The sequence below is a fragment of the Streptomyces sp. NPDC006872 genome, from assembly GCF_040635845.1.
Taxonomy (GTDB): domain Bacteria; phylum Actinomycetota; class Actinomycetes; order Streptomycetales; family Streptomycetaceae; genus Streptomyces.
Map to the genome: position 1 here is coordinate 234,990 of NZ_JBEYIL010000013.1, position 14,833 is coordinate 249,822.

A 14,833-nucleotide genomic window follows, 5' to 3' on the forward strand; every position below is an offset into this window, starting at 1 on the left:
CCGGCCCGCCGCTCGAGATGGGAACGTGGGTTGCTGAAGTCTGCCCGCAAGCAGGAGGAGAAGGACCCCGAGGGGCGGATGCCCCTCGCGGATCATCTTCGTGAGCTGCGCAACCGGCTCGCGAAGGCGATGCTGGCCATCGTCGTCGTGACGGTCGTAGCCGCCTTCTTCTACAACGACATCATCAACTTCCTCACCAAGCCGATCCTCGACTCGGTCGGCTGTGGGAAGACTTTCGAAGAGATCGCGAGTCAGCTGAACTCGGGTGACGCCACCAACAAGTGCGCGAGCATCACGATCAACGGCCTCCTCGCACCCTTCACGCTGGCCCTTCAGGTCTCCCTGATGGCCGGCATCGTGTTCGCCTCGCCGGTCTGGCTCTACCAGCTGTGGGCCTTCATCGCGCCGGGTCTGCACAACCATGAGCGCAGGTACGCCTACGCGTTCGTCGGCACCGGCGTCCCGCTGTTCCTGGGCGGCGGCTACTTCGCCTACGCGGTGCTGCCGACCACCGCGAAGGTGCTGATCGACTTCACCCCGGGCGGGGTCAGCAACCTCCTGCCGCTCGACGACCTGCTGCAGCTGGTCACGCGCATGGTCATCGTCTTCGGTCTCTCCTTCGAGCTGCCGCTGCTGCTGGTCTTCCTCAACCTGACCGGCATGGTCACCGGCAGGCGCATGCTCGGCTGGTGGCGGGCCATGATCATCGGTATCACGGTGTTCGCCGCCGTGGCCACGCCCAGCACGGACCCCGTCTCGATGCTGGCGCTCGCCGGACCGATCTGGATCATGTACTTCGGCGCGACCGGCTTCTCCGTGCTGAACGACCGCCGTCGACGCCGCCGCGACGCCCAGGGCCCCGCCGACGACGAGGCCTCCGACCTGGACCTCACTCCCGAGGACGTCGGCGAGGTCGAGGCGGTCTCCGCCAGCCGCACGCTTCCGGAGCAGACCAGCACGGACCGCGTCAACGGCTATGACGACGTGACCTGACGTTCGTCGCAGAGTCCGTGGAGCTTGTGGAGCCGGTGGGGGCGTCCCACCGGTCATGACGTCACCGCGCCCCGGGGTGAGCCGAAAGGCACTCCCCGGGGCGCGGTGCGTGTCACGGGGCGGTGCGGCGGGTGCCCCGTGTGCGCCCGTGAGCTGGGCGTACCCAGGTTTTGTGGCAGGAGATCCGGATAATGATCGTCCTGTTGTCAGTGCGGCCCGGTACGCTCGAAAGCACGATGACAGAGGACCTCTCACCGGCCGAGCGGTACGCGGCAGCCCGTAAGCGTGCTGTCGAGCAGGCCACCGCGCTCGCGTCCTTCCGCGAGATGTACGACTTCGGTCTCGACCCCTTCCAGATCGAGGCCTGCCAGGCACTCGAGGCGGGCAAGGGCGTCCTGGTGGCCGCCCCCACCGGCTCGGGCAAGACGATCGTGGGCGAGTTCGCCGTCCACCTCGCCCTCCAGCGGGGCAAGAAGTGCTTCTACACGACACCCATCAAGGCGCTGTCGAACCAGAAGTACTCCGACCTGTGCCGTCGTTACGGCGGTGACAAGGTGGGCCTGCTCACCGGCGACAACAGCGTCAACTCCGACGCCCCGGTGGTCGTGATGACCACCGAGGTGCTGCGGAACATGCTGTACGCCGGCTCGCAGACGCTCCTGGGCCTCGGGTACGTGGTGATGGACGAGGTGCACTACCTCTCCGACCGTTTCCGGGGCGCCGTGTGGGAAGAGGTGATCATCCACCTCCCCGAGTCGGTCACCCTGGTCTCCCTGTCCGCGACCGTGTCCAACGCCGAGGAGTTCGGCGACTGGCTGGACACCGTGCGCGGGCACACCGAGGTGATCGTCTCCGAGCACCGGCCCGTGCCGCTGTTCCAGCACGTGCTCGCCGGGCGACGGATGTACGACCTGTTCGAGGAGGGCGAGGGCAACCGCAGAGCCGTCAACCCCGACCTCGCGCGGCTGGCCCGGATGGAGGCGAGCAGGCCCTCCTACCAGGACCGCAGACGCGGCCGCAACATGCGCGAGGCCGACCGTGAGCGGGAGCGCAGACAGCGGTCACGGGTGTGGACGCCGGGGCGGCCGGAGGTCATCGAGCGGCTCGACGCCGAAGGGCTGCTGCCCGCGATCACGTTCATCTTCAGCCGTGCCGCCTGCGAGGCCGCCGTCCAGCAGTGCCTGTACGCCGGGCTGCGGCTGAACGACGAGGAGGCGCGCGCCGAAGTCCGCGCCCTCGTCGAGGAGCGCACCGCCACCATCCCCGACGAGGACCTGCACGTCCTCGGCTACTACGAGTGGCTGGAGGGCCTGGAGCGGGGCATCGCCGCCCACCATGCGGGCATGCTGCCGACCTTCAAGGAGGTCGTCGAGGAACTGTTCGTGCGCGGGCTGGTCAAGGCCGTCTTCGCGACGGAGACCCTCGCACTCGGCATCAACATGCCCGCCCGGTCCGTGGTCCTGGAGAAGCTCGTCAAGTGGAACGGCGAGCAGCACGCCGACATCACCCCCGGCGAGTACACCCAGCTCACCGGGCGCGCGGGCCGGCGTGGCATCGACGTCGAGGGGCACGCCGTCGTGCTGTGGCAGCGCGCCATGAACCCCGACCACCTCGCCGGGCTCGCGGGCACCCGCACCTATCCGCTGCGCTCCAGCTTCAAGCCGTCGTACAACATGGCGGTCAACCTGGTCGAACAGTTCGGGCGGCACCGCTCGCGCGAACTGCTGGAGACGTCGTTCGCGCAGTTCCAGGCCGACCGGTCGGTGGTCGGGATCTCCCGGCAGGTGCAGCGCAACGAGGAGGGGCTGGAGGGCTACAAGGCCTCCATGACCTGCCACCTCGGGGACTTCGACGAGTACGCGCAGCTGCGTCGCGACCTCAAGGACCGCGAGACCGAACTGGCCAAGCAGGGCGCGGCCCAGCGGCGCGCCGAGGCCGCCGTCGCGCTCGAGAAGCTCAAGCCCGGTGACGTCATCCATGTGCCCACCGGCAAGTACGCGGGCCTGGCGCTGGTGCTCGACCCCGGTCTGCCCGCCGGCCGCGCCAACGGCCACCGCGGCTTCGACCAGCACGACGGGCCGCGTCCGCTGGTCCTCACCGCCGAGCGCCAGGTCAAGCGACTGGCCTCGATGGACTTCCCGGTGCCGGTCGAGGCACTGGAGCGGATGCGGATCCCGAAGACGTTCAACCCGCGCTCCCCGCAGTCCCGCCGTGACCTCGCCTCCGCGCTGCGCACCAAGGCCGGGCACATCCCGCCGGAGCGGGCCCGCAGGCAGCGCGCCCAGGCCGCGGACGACCGTGAGATCGCCCGGCTGCGCACCGAGATCCGCGCGCACCCCTGCCACGGCTGCACCGACCGCGAGGACCACGCCCGCTGGGCCGAGCGCTACCACCGGCTGCTGCGCGACACCTCGCAGCTGGAGCGACGCATCGAGGGGCGGACGAACACGATCGCCCGTACCTTCGACCGGATCGTCGCGCTGCTGACCGAGCTGGACTATCTGCGCGGCAACGAGGTCACCGAGCACGGCAAACGGCTCGCCCGTCTCTACGGCGAGCTCGACCTGCTCGCGAGCGAATGCCTGCGCGCCGGCGTGTGGGAGGGGCTCGCGCCCGCCGAACTCGCCGCCTGCGTCTCGGCGTTGGTATACGAAGCGCGGGCCAGCGACGACGCGATGGCGCCGAAGCTGCCCTCCGGCAAGGCGAAGGCCGCGCTCGGCGAGATGGTCCGGATCTGGGGGCGCCTGGACGCCCTGGAGGAGGACTTCCGGATCAGCCAGACCGAGGGCGTGGGGCAGCGCGAGCCCGATCTCGGCTTCGCCTGGTCCGCGTACATGTGGGCCTCGGGGAAGGGGCTGGACGAGGTGCTCCGGGAGGCGGAGATGCCCGCGGGGGACTTCGTCCGGTGGTGCAAGCAGGTCATTGACGTGCTGGGGCAGATTTCTGCGGCTTCCGCCGCGGAGGGGTCGACTGTGGCCAAGGCTGCTCGCAAGGCTGTCGATCAGTTGCTGCGGGGGGTTGTCGCCTACTCGTCGGTGGGGTGAGTCCCCCTACGACCTGTCCAGGTATGAGCGCCAGCCTCCGTACCGGGTGATGTCCTCGGCGTCCGCCAGTGCGCCTGGTTCGCACAGGAAGCCGGGGACGGCGGTGCCGTCCTTCAGCTGGACGCTGCCCAGCGTCATCGGGCGGGGGAGCGCTGTCAGCAGACGGCCCAGGCCCTCGGCCGGGAGGCGCCAGATCTCCGTCTCGATTTCTGCGCCTCCTTCTCCCACGTGCACCAGGCCCGGCTTCGGCGGGGTCGTGCGCAGGGCGTGCAGACGGTAGACCGGGGCCGTTGTGGTCGTGCGGTCCAAGGTCGCGCCCAGGGACAGGAGCTGGGGGTTGAGGGGTCGGCCGGTCAGATGGGCGCCCACCACGGCCAGGCGGGCCTGCGGTTGCAGCAGCGGCGCGATCTTCGCCAGCCGTTCGTCGGTGTGGGCCGGGCCGATCAGCATCACGCCGAAGGGCAGGCCGTTCACCTCGCCGGCCGGGACGGCGACCGCCGCCAGGTCGAAGAGGTTCGTTGAGTTGGTGAAGCGGCCCAGGCGGGCGTTGGCGCCCAGCGGATCGGCGGCGACCTCGGCGAGGGTGGGATGACCGGGGGCGGTGGGCAGGAGCAGGGCGTCCGCGTCGGCCAGCTCGGACAGTGCGCGGGTGCGCAGGGCCGCCAGACGCTCGGTGTCCGTGTAGAGGCGGTGGGCCGGGAGGTCGCGGGCTCGGGTGATGATCCCGGCGACGGTCGGGTCCAGGCCTTCGCCGCCCTCCGCCAGCAACTTGTCGACAAAGCTCCCCACCGCCGTGTAGCGCTCGGCCACGAACGCGCCTTCGTAGAGCATCGACGCGGCCTCGGTGAAGGGCGTCAGATCGAGGGTGCGGATCTCGGCCCCTGCCGACGCCAGCTGCTGCACCGCCGCCTCGTACGCCTCGGGCCAGCCCTCGTCCAGCTCGCCGAGCTGGTCGAGGGGCGCGACGGCGATGCGCCACGGGCCGGGGGCCCGGCCGGGCACGGACGGCGCGGTCGTGCCGCTCGTCATATGGGCCATGGCCTGTTCCGCCTCGGGCAGGGTACGGGCGAAGACCGTCACACAGTCCAGCGACGCGCAGGCCGGGACGACTCCCTCGGTGGGGACCAGGCCGCGGGTGGGCTTGAGGCCGACGATGCCGTTGAAGGCGGCCGGGACCCGACCCGAGCCCGCCGTGTCCGTGCCGAGGGCGAGGTCGACGATACCCAGGGCCACCGCGACGGCCGAGCCGGAGCTGGAGCCGCCGCTGATCCGCGCCGGATCGTGGGCGCCCCGGACCGCGCCGTGCGGGGAGCGGGTGCCCACCAGGCCGGTCGCGAACTGGTCCAGGTTCGTCGTGCCCAGGAGCAGGGCGCCCGCCGCGCGCAGCCCGGCGACCACCGGGGCGTCGGTCTCGGGGTGGTAGGCGTATGCCGGGCAGCCCGCCGTGGTGGGCAGGCCCGCCACGTCGATGTTGCCCTTGGCGGCGAACAGCCGGCCGGCCAGGGGGAGGTACTCGCCCCGGGCGACGCGTGCGTCGAGCGACCGGGCCTCCGCCTCGACGTCGTCCCGCGGCCGCAGGTCGATCCAGATCTCCGGGCGGTCGACCGCTTCGATGCGGGCGTAGGCGGCGCGGACTCGGGAGAGAGTGCTGGACATCGCGTTGTTCCTCGTTCCTCGTTCAGACCGTGGCCGGGGCCAGGACGAGCAGGGCCGTCCCCGCCTCCACCTGGTCACCGGGGCGGGCCAGGACCTGCGCCACCACGCCGTCGACCGGCGCGTGCACCCTGGACTCCATCTTCATCGCCTCCAGCGCGAGCAGCGGCTGGCCCGCCGTCACCTCGTCGCCGGGGGACACGTTCAACTGCCATACGGACGCGGCGAACTCGGCCTCGACCAGACGGCCGCCGGCCGGTACGGCCACCTCGGCCGGGGGAGCCGAGGGAGCTGCCGTGTCCTGCGCCCGGGCGAACTCGCCCGCCGCCTCCCACGCGTCCCGCTCCGTCGCGAACGCGGCGCGCTGCCGGGACCTGAACTCCGCGATGGAGCCCGCGTGTTCGGCCAGGAAGGCCTGGTACTCGGCGAACGAGAAGGCGCCCTCCTCGATGCGCGGCACGAAGCGGCCCGAGGTGATGTCGGCCCGCAGCTCGAGGAGTTCGTCCGCGTCGACCGGATACCAGCGGATCCGGTCGAAGAACCGCAGCAGCCAGGGCGAGCCCGCCTCGAACGCGCCGCGCTGCTGCCACGGCGACCACACCTGGGTCGTACGGCCCACGAACTGGTAGCCGCCGGGGCCCTCCATGCCGTAGATGCAGAGGTAGGCGCCGCCGATGCCCACCGAGTTCTCGGCCGTCCAGGTGCGCGCGGGGTTGTACTTCGTCGTCACGAGGCGGTGGCGCGGGTCGAGGGGGGTGGCGACCGGGGCGCCCAGGTAGACGTCCCCGAGGCCCAGGACCAGGTACTCCGCGTCGAAGACCGTGTCGTAGACGTCCGCGACCGACTCCAGGCCGTTCACCCGGCGGATGAACTCGATGTTCCACGGGCACCAGGGGGCGTCGTCGCGGACGCCCGCCATATAGCGGGCGATGGCCTCCCGGGTCGCCGGATCGTCCCAGGAGAGCGGGAGGTGCACGGTGCGGGAGGGGACGACCAGCTGGTCCGTGGGCGGCAGGGACGCCGTCATCTCCCGCACGGCCGCGAGGAGTTCGCGTTGGGGGAGGCGGCCGGGATCGGTCTGGATCTGGAGCGAGCGGATGCCCGGGGTGAGGTCGGTGACGCCTGCCAGGTCCGCCGCGGTCACCGCCTCCATCAGGGCGTGGACGCGCATCCGCAGGGCGAGGTCCAGCTGCATCGGGCCGAACTCGACCAGCAGGTTGTCGTCGCCGCTGCGGCGGAACGTGATGTCACCGTCCCGGGCCAGCACACCCCCGTCGACGATCTCCGCGCGCGCCGCGCCGTCCACGTCCACGGGCCGGAAGCGGACCGTGTCGCCCGGGCGCAGTTGGCCCAGCTTCCAGCGTTCGGAGCTGAGCACCGTCGCCGGGCACACGAACCCGCCGAGCGAGGGCCCGTCCGGGCCGAGCAGCACCGGCATGTCGCCGGTGTAGTCGACGGCCCCGACGGAGTACGGGGTGTCGTGGATGTTGGACGGGTGCAGGCCCGCCTCGCCGCCGTCGGTGCGCGCCCAGCGCGGCTTGGGTCCGATCAGCCGCACCCCGGTGCGGGCCGAGTTGAAGTGGACCTTCCAGTCGGCGGCGTAGAAGTCGCGGATGTCGTCCTCGGTGAAGAACTCCGGTGCGGCGTGCGGGCCTTCGACGGCGCCGACGTGCCAGACGGAGGTGAAGGCCGGCCGCTCCGCGACGCCCGCGACCGTCGCGGGTGCGGAGCCCCCGGCGACCGTGCCGCCGTGCAGGACGTCCCCGGTCCGCAGCGTCCGGCCGCCGTGTCCGCCGAACCGGCCCAACGTGAACGTGCTCGCGCTGCCCAGGAACGCGGGGACGTCGAGGCCGCCCGCGAACAGGACGTAGGTGCGCAGGCCGTGCTCGCCGGGCGCGCCGACCTCCAGCACGCAGCCCGCGGGGACGGTCACCGGCTCCCACTGCGCGACCGCCGTGCCGTCCACGGTGACCGGTGCCGGCGCGCCCGTCACGCACACCGTCGTGGCGTGGGTGAACCGCAGGGTGGGGCCCTGGAGGGTGCACTCCAGGCCCGGCGTGCCCTCGGGGTTGCCGAGCGCGCGGTTGCCGAGGCGGAAGGAGCGGTCGTCCATGGGGCCGGACGGCGGGACGCCCACCTGCCAGTGGCCGGTGCGGCCGGGCCAGTCCTGCACGGTGGTGAGGGTGCCGCCGGAGACGACCTCGATGCGCGGGGTCGGATCGTGCACCTCGGCGAGGGTCGCCGTCGAGTGCGAGGCCGTCATGAAACGCGGGTCCGTCAGCGCGGCCCGGACCAGGCCCAGGTTCGTCTCGATGCCGTCGACGCGGGTGCGGGCCAGGGCCTCGTCGAGACGGCGCAGCGCATGCTCCCGGTCCGGGCCGTAGGCGATCACCTTCGCGAGCATCGGGTCGTACGACGTAGTGACCTCGGTGCCGGTCTCCACCCAGCCGTCGACGCGCACCCCGGCCGGGAACTCGACCCGCGTCAACAGGCCCGCGCTGGGCCGGTGTTCGCGGTTCGGGTCCTCCGCGTACAGGCGGGCCTCGACGGCATGCCCGCGGGGCGGGCCGGGAGCGACGACGACGTCCCGCTCGCCGCGCGCCAGGCGCAGCATCCAGGCGACCAGGTCGACGCCGTAGATCTCCTCGGTGACCGGGTGCTCCACCTGGAGCCGGGTGTTGACCTCCAGGAAGTAGGCCTCTTCACGGGCCGCGTCGTAGACGAACTCGACGGTGCCGGCGGAGCGGTAGCCGACCGAGGCGCACAAGTCCCGGGCGGAGGCGGTGAGTTGCCGCCGGACGTGGTCGGGGAGCCCCGGTGCCGGGGCCTCCTCCAGGACCTTCTGGTTGCGGCGCTGCAGGGAGCAGTCGCGGTCGCCGAAGGTGACGACCTTGCCCTCGCCGTCGCCGAAGACCTGCACCTCGACATGGCGGGCGTGCTCGACGAGCCGTTCCAGGAAGACGCCGGCGGAGGAGAAGGAGGCGGCGGCGACCCGCTGGACGCGCTCCCAGGCGTCGGCGAGTTCCTCGGGGGAGCGACAGGCGGACATGCCGATCCCGCCGCCGCCCCCGGTGGCCTTGAGCATGACCGGATAGCCGATGCCCCGGGCCTTCTCCTGTGCCTCGGCCAGGGACGCCAGCAGCCCCGTGCCCGGCGCCAGCGGCACCCCGGCCGCCTCCGCGGCCGCCCGGGCCGTGTGCTTGGCGCCGAACAGCTCCAGCTGGCCGGGCGTCGGTCCGACGAACACGATCCCGGCGTCGGCGCAGCGGCGCGCGAAGTCCGCGTCCTCCGAGAGGAAGCCGTAGCCCGGGTGGATCGCGCCCGCGCCGCTCTCCACCGCCGCCTTCAGGACCAGGTCGGCGTCGAGGTAGGACTCCTTCGCGGGCGCCGGGCCGAGCCGTACCGCCTCGTCGGCGAGCCGCACGTGGGGCGCCGAGCGGTCGGGGTCGGAGTACACCGCGACCGTGCGCAGACCGAGTTCGCGGGCGGTGCGGACGATGCGGACGGCTATCTCGCCCCGGTTGGCGATCAGCAGCTTGTCGAAGCTCATGCGGGGTCCTCGTCGCCGACGGGAGCGGTGATCGTCATCTCCACGGCCGTGGGCTCGAAGCCGTTGCACGGGTTGTTGATCTGGGGGCAGTTGGAGACCAGGACGAGGACGTCCCGCTCGGCGCGCAGGGTGAGCGAGAGGCCCGGTGCGGAGAGGCCGTCGACGATGCCGAGGGTGCCGTCCTTCTCGACGGGGACGTTCATGTACCAGTTGATGTTGGAGACGAGGTCCCGTTTGCCGAGGCCGTGCTTCGCGCCCTCGGCGAGGAAGTTGTCCACGCACGCGTGCTGGGCATAGGTGTGGTGGCCGTAGCGCAGCGTGTTGGACTCCTTGGAGCAGGCGCCGCCGACGGTGTCGTGGCGGCCCACGGCGTCGGCGGTCACCGTCATCAGCGGGGTGTGCTCGTTGGACATCAGCACACTGCCGGTGGTGAGGAAGACGCCGCCCTGGGCGTGGATCGTGTCGGGGGCGCTGTAGCGCACGGACGTGTCGTGGGCGTCGTACACGAGGAAGTCGACGGCCTGGTTGCCGTGCAGGTCGGTGATGGTCAGCGTCTCGCCGGTGCGCAGGACGGACGACCAGGACGCCCGGGCGGGAACGACGGTCTTCATGCGAGCCCCCTCGCGGTGAGGAATTCGGCGGTGTTGAGGAAGGCGCGGCGGCCCTCGGGGGTGGCGTCCCACAGGGGGTCGCCGGGCTGGGTCGGCGCGGCCCGCCAGGCGAGGACCTCCAGCGGAGTGCTGACGTAGTCCGGGCGGGGGTCGGCCGGGTGCGGCACGTTGGCGATCAGCACGGTCAGGTCCTGTTCGGCGCGCAGGGTGACACTGGCGCCGGGCCCCGCCGAGCCGGTGAAGTCGAGGGAGCCGTCCTCGCGGACCTCGACCCCCTGGAAGAAGGACAGGGAGGGCGGCAGGTCCCGGGGTTCCAGGCCGTTCTTGGCGGCGGCCAGCTTGAACAGCTCCCGGCCGGCCGGGGAGGGGGACTGCGGGGCGCCGTCGCCGTAGCGCTCGGTGTTGCGCACCAGGGTGGAGGTGCCGCACAGGGCGTCGTGCCGGCCGGCGGTGTCGGTGACGACCGAGGCGAGGACGCGGCCCTGATCGGACAGGAGCAGCACGCCCTCGCCGAGGTAGGCGTTCCACTGGACCTTGACCGTGTCCGCGACGTTCAGCCGCTCCCAGGGGCGGCCCTCCACGTACAGGAGCAGGTGGGCACAGGCGTCGCCCTGCAGGTCGGTCAGACGCAGCTCGGTGCCGCGGGCGAGGACCCGATGGGTGTAGTTGCCGCCCGCGACCGTCTCGGCCCACACCAGCAGACCCGCCTCGCAGGGCGGGTCCTGCCAGTCCCGGGCCGGGACGACCGGCATGGTCTCGGCGCGGGCGCCTGCCTGGGCCCGGGCGTGGGCGCGTGCTCCGTGGGTGGTCGCTGTCGCCGCCATGTGCGGACCTCCGCAGCTCGGTCTAATTTCTGTCGCCCGACAGAAATTAGGTCCGGGTCGGGTCGTCGCCGTTGCTCTCGGGTTGCGGGCCGGTTACCGACTCCTCACCGGGATCGCCCGAAGATCGCCTTCCGGCGTCGTGTGCGAGGATCGAACGCATGGGGACGAGCAGCGGACGTCGAGTGGGCCGGCCCCGGGCCGCGCAGCGCCCGGACAGCGGGCTCGCACCGCGCGCCGAACTGCTCGTGGCCGCCGCGGAGTTGTTCACCACCCGCGGCTACGCCGCCACCACGACCCGGGCCGTCGCCGAGCGGGCCGGCATGCGCCAGGCCTCCATGTACCACTACGTCTCCGGCAAGGAGGAGCTGCTCGCCGAGCTGCTGGAGTCGACGGTCACGCCCTCGCTGGCCTACGCCCGTGAGCTGCTCGCGGACGACGCGCGTCGGGCCGAGAACCGGCTGTGGGAGCTGTGCCGCACCGACGTGGAGCTGCTGTGCGGCGGCTCGCACAACCTCGGCGGCCTCTATCTGCTGCCCGAGGTGCGCACCGAGCGGTTCGCCGGCTTCCATGCCGTGCGCGCCGAACTCAAGGACGCCTACCGTCAGTTGATCGCCGCGACGGCGGCGGGCGGCGGGCTCGCCAAGGGTGAGCTCGATCTGCGCACCGATCTGGTCTTCGGGCTCATCGAGGGCGTCATCCTCGTCCACCGCTCGGACCCCGACCGCTCCGTCTCGGAGTTCGCCCGCGCCACCGCCGACGCGGCGCTGCGCATCGCGGGGAACTGAACACCCTTCGCGACCGCCCGGGCGAGGTCGCCTCACTCTTCCCGGTGAAGTAATTCGTACGCCTGTGCATCGTCACGTCTTGCGTTCGATCGAATGCGAAGCGTGTAAACGATTGAGGTTACTCCACGTACGGGACCGGTTTCAGGGGGTTGCTGAATATGACACGGCGTTGATCCTGTCGGACTAAGCTCGCCCGCGGCGCACCGAGTTGAGGCGAATTCGTGCGCTTGTTCCCAAATGTTCCGAAGATGCCGACAGATCCCTACAGAGGGTGCCCACATGGTGAGTGTTCAGTCCCCACCCGGTCGCCGAGAAGTCTCCTACGCGCGGCTGCTGTTGCTGCCCGCGATACTGACGGCCGCGGCGACCGGAGCCGCCGTCGCCCTCGTGGCGACGCAGGCACGGCTCGCCGTCGGCGTCTGCGGAGCCGTCGCCACCCTCCTGGTGATCGCGGCGGGAGCCGATTCGGTACGCCGCAGCAGGCGGCACCAGCAACTGCACGCGGAGAAAGACCAGTACATCGTCTATCTGGAATCGCGCGTCGCCGACCACGAGGAGGAGAACCGTCGCCTCGCCGAGCGACACGTGCCCGACGCCGTGGCGTGGCTGCGCGCCGGAAATTCCCCCAGGGAGGTGATCCGCGACCTCTGCGAGAGTGATCCTTCGTTCCGCGAACTCGACCCGGCACAGCACGCCGTGGTCCGGAAGATCCTGGACATCGTCGACCACGAGGAGTCCCTGCGCGACTCCGCCCAGCGCTCCTTCGTCAGCGTCGCCCGCCGTATCCAGGCCATCGTCCACCAGCAGGCCCACGAACTGCGGGAGATGGAGGAGGACCACGGCCACAACCCCGAGGTCTTCGACGACCTGCTGCGCGTCGACCACGGCACCTCGATGATCGGCCGGCTCGCCGACTCCATCGGTGTGCTCGGCGGCGGCCGGCCCGGCCGCAACTGGCCCCGGCCGGTCCCGCTGTACAGCGTGATGCGCGGCGCCATGTCCCGGATCCTGGAGTACCGGCGCATCCAGCTGGACTCCATCGCCAAGGTCAACATCCGCGGCCTCTCCGTCGAGCCGCTGCTCCACGCGATCGCCGAACTCCTCGACAACGCCACCCGCTACTCGCCCCCGACGAGCAAGGTGCACGTCAACGCCGTCGAGGTGCAGACCGGCATCGCCATCGAGATCGAGGACGCCGGAGTCAGCCTCAGCGAGGAGACCCGCGCCAAGGCCGAGCTCATGCTGGAGCAGGCCAAGGCCGGCGTCGACATCCAGGACGTCGGGATCACCCCCCGCCTCGGCCTCGCGGTCGTCGGCCGGCTGTGCACCTCGTTCAACCTGGAGGTCTCGCTGCGCAAGTCGGCGTACGGCGGCGTCCGGGCCGTCCTCGTCGTGCCCAGCGAGATGCAGACCACCGACCCCGCCCCCGGCTTCGCGCACGGCATCGGCGCCACCGCCGTGCCGCAGATCGACCTGAGCGAGATCGGCGAGGGCCCCAAGCGTCCGCCCAAGAAGCGCCGTCCCACCAGGCCGCGCATCCCGGCCGGGGTCTCCCTGACCGACGACGAGGTGCCCGAGGTCACCGAGTGGACCGAGCAGGGTCTGCCGCAGCGCCGCAGCAAGCAGACGATCTCCATCGTCCAGCGCTACGCGGAGGCGTACGCCGCCCAGGACGCCGCGGCCAGGGGCGAGCCGGACCCCTTCGCACGGCCCGAGCCGGAGCCCGCGCCCAAGAAGAAGAAGGCCGAGCCCGGCGTGGGTTTCGAGGCGTTCTGGGAGGGCCTGAAGAAGGGCATCCCCGAGGGCACGCACCCGACCGATTTCACCCGCAACCCCACCGCCTATCTGTACCTGCTCGAAGACAAGGCCGTACCCGAGGCCGACGATGAAGGGGACCTCACGTGATCCAGCAGCGCCAAAACTTCGACTGGCTGCTCAAGGAGCTCTACGACGGCGTTCCGGGCATCGAGATGATCGTCGTGCTGTCGGCAGACGGTCTGCGCATCGCCCGCTACGCCGGTGACCCCGACGCCGCGGACCGGGTCGCCGCCGCCTGCGCGGGCATGCAGAGCCTCGCGGGCGCGGTCGCCGAGGAGATCCCCTCCGTCGAGGGCGAGATGAACCTCCTCATGATCGAGATGGACGGCGGCTACTTCTACCTGATGGCCGCCGGCGCCAACGCCTACCTCGCGGTCCTGTCCGACGTGCGCTGCGAGGCCGGCCGGATGAGCGGCATGATGCGCGACCTCGTGGTCCGCATCGGCGCCCACCTGACCAGCCCGCCCCGCCGCAATGGGCAGAGCGTATGACGCCTCCGCAACGCCGACGGCGACAACCCCTGCCCGAGCCGCCCCCACCGTTTTCGCAGCCCCCCAAGGAGGGGGAGGACAAGAACCTGGAGCGGCTCTACACCATCACGGGCGCGGACGGTGAGCGCGCGCCCGTCGACCTCGTCACGTTAATCGTGGCGCGCGCCGACCCGCCCTCGTCAGCCACCCCGGAACAGCGGGCGGTGCTGCGCCTGTGCGCCGCACCGCTGTCGGTGGCCGAGGTGTCGGCCTACCTCCGGCTGCCGTTCAGTGTGGTGACCGTGCTGCTCACCGAGATGCTGGCGGCCGAACTCGTGCAGGCGCGCGCCCCCATCGTCCGGCAGCAGGTCCCCGACCGTTCCCTTCTCGAAGCGGTGATGCATGGACTTCAACGGCTCTGACACGATTCCCGGCCCACGGGCCGAGGACCATCTGCCGCACACCACCACGGCCGCGGCGAAGATCGTCATCGTGGGCGGCTTCGGCGTAGGCAAGACCACCATGGTCGGTTCCGTCAGCGAGATCAGGCCGCTGACCACCGAGGAGACCATGACCCAGGCGGGCATCGGGGTCGACGACAACTACGGCTCCGAGACCAAGACCGCCACCACCGTGGCCATGGACTTCGGCCGGATCCGCATCACCGAGCAGGTCGTGCTCTATCTGTTCGGCACGCCCGGCCAGGAACGCTTCTGGTTCCTGTGGAACGGGCTGTTCGAAGGCGCGCTGGGCGCGGTCGTCCTGGTCGACACCCGCCGCCTGGAGGTCAGCTTCGAGGTCATGGGCCGGCTGGAGGAGGGCGGTGTGCCCTTCGTCGTCGCCGTCAACACCTTCCCCGACGGGCCCCGCTACCCCATCGAGGACCTGCGCGCCGCGCTCGACCTGCCCCCCGAGATCCCGATCGTGGAGTGCGACGTCCGCCGCCGCGCCTCCAGCCGGGACGTCCTGATGACCCTCATGCGCTTCCTGCACGAACTGGCCCTGAGCCGCAGCCTCATCTGACACCCGCACCACCACTCCCCCCCCCACCACCCAACACCGCACACAGCGAAGTTTCGGAGCGA

General features: G+C 71.4%; 11 protein-coding genes. 7 read left to right on the forward strand and 4 right to left on the reverse strand.

What is annotated here, in order from left to right:
• Positions 1 to 30: 30 nt before the first annotated feature.
• Positions 31 to 993 carry a twin-arginine translocase subunit TatC gene (gene tatC, locus ABZ725_RS34390; RefSeq protein WP_358806381.1) on the forward strand — a complete coding sequence of 321 codons (963 nt, stop codon included), beginning with the start codon at positions 31 to 33 and terminating at the stop codon, positions 991 to 993.
• A 191-nt stretch (positions 994 to 1,184) separates the two neighbouring features.
• Complete coding sequence (locus ABZ725_RS34395; protein WP_358806382.1) at positions 1,185 to 4,037, forward strand: DEAD/DEAH box helicase; 2,853 nt, start codon at positions 1,185 to 1,187, stop codon at positions 4,035 to 4,037.
• 6 nt (positions 4,038 to 4,043) lie between these two features.
• On the opposite strand, the gene atzF is transcribed toward ABZ725_RS34395, so the two are convergent.
• Genes atzF through ABZ725_RS34415 form a run of 4 tightly spaced genes read right to left on the reverse strand, consistent with a single transcriptional unit; the run spans position 4,044 to position 10,675 of the window.
• The gene (gene atzF, locus ABZ725_RS34400; protein ID WP_358806383.1) at positions 4,044 to 5,693 is read right to left on the reverse strand and encodes an allophanate hydrolase; all 1,650 of its coding nucleotides are present in this window, start codon (positions 5,691 to 5,693) and stop codon (positions 4,044 to 4,046) included.
• Between the two features lie 22 nt (positions 5,694 to 5,715).
• The gene (locus tag ABZ725_RS34405; RefSeq protein ID WP_358806384.1) at positions 5,716 to 9,240 is read right to left on the reverse strand and encodes a 5-oxoprolinase/urea amidolyase family protein; all 3,525 of its coding nucleotides are present in this window, start codon (positions 9,238 to 9,240) and stop codon (positions 5,716 to 5,718) included.
• A complete protein-coding gene (locus ABZ725_RS34410; RefSeq protein ID WP_351908109.1) occupies positions 9,237 to 9,851 on the reverse strand; it encodes an urea amidolyase associated protein UAAP2 in 615 nt (204 codons plus the stop codon). The genes ABZ725_RS34405 and ABZ725_RS34410 overlap by 4 nt, the downstream gene beginning before the upstream one ends.
• Positions 9,848 to 10,675, reverse strand: coding sequence for an urea amidolyase associated protein UAAP1 (locus ABZ725_RS34415; RefSeq protein WP_358806385.1), 828 nt, complete (start codon positions 10,673 to 10,675; stop codon positions 9,848 to 9,850). The genes ABZ725_RS34410 and ABZ725_RS34415 overlap by 4 nt, the downstream gene beginning before the upstream one ends.
• Positions 10,676 to 10,833: 158 nt before the next feature.
• On the opposite strand from ABZ725_RS34415, the gene ABZ725_RS34420 reads away from it, so the two are divergent.
• The 5 genes from ABZ725_RS34420 (at position 10,834) to ABZ725_RS34440 (ending at position 14,771) form a co-directional block, all read left to right on the forward strand.
• Positions 10,834 to 11,460, forward strand: a complete 627-nt coding sequence (locus ABZ725_RS34420) for a helix-turn-helix domain-containing protein (protein ID WP_358806386.1) — start codon at positions 10,834 to 10,836, stop codon at positions 11,458 to 11,460.
• 279 nt (positions 11,461 to 11,739) lie between these two features.
• Positions 11,740 to 13,365: an ATP-binding protein gene (locus ABZ725_RS34425; protein WP_358806387.1), complete on the forward strand. Its 1,626-nt coding sequence runs from the start codon at positions 11,740 to 11,742 to the stop codon at positions 13,363 to 13,365.
• The gene (locus ABZ725_RS34430; protein WP_351908101.1) at positions 13,362 to 13,769 is read left to right on the forward strand and encodes a roadblock/LC7 domain-containing protein; all 408 of its coding nucleotides are present in this window, start codon (positions 13,362 to 13,364) and stop codon (positions 13,767 to 13,769) included. The genes ABZ725_RS34425 and ABZ725_RS34430 overlap by 4 nt, the downstream gene beginning before the upstream one ends.
• The gene (locus tag ABZ725_RS34435; RefSeq protein ID WP_351908099.1) at positions 13,766 to 14,170 is read left to right on the forward strand and encodes a DUF742 domain-containing protein; all 405 of its coding nucleotides are present in this window, start codon (positions 13,766 to 13,768) and stop codon (positions 14,168 to 14,170) included. Before ABZ725_RS34430 ends, ABZ725_RS34435 begins: the two co-directional genes overlap by 4 nt.
• Positions 14,151 to 14,771 (forward strand): ATP/GTP-binding protein, encoded by a 621-nt coding sequence (locus tag ABZ725_RS34440; protein WP_351908097.1) that lies wholly within the window; start codon positions 14,151 to 14,153, stop codon positions 14,769 to 14,771. The genes ABZ725_RS34435 and ABZ725_RS34440 overlap by 20 nt, the downstream gene beginning before the upstream one ends.
• Positions 14,772 to 14,833 lie beyond the last annotated feature (62 nt).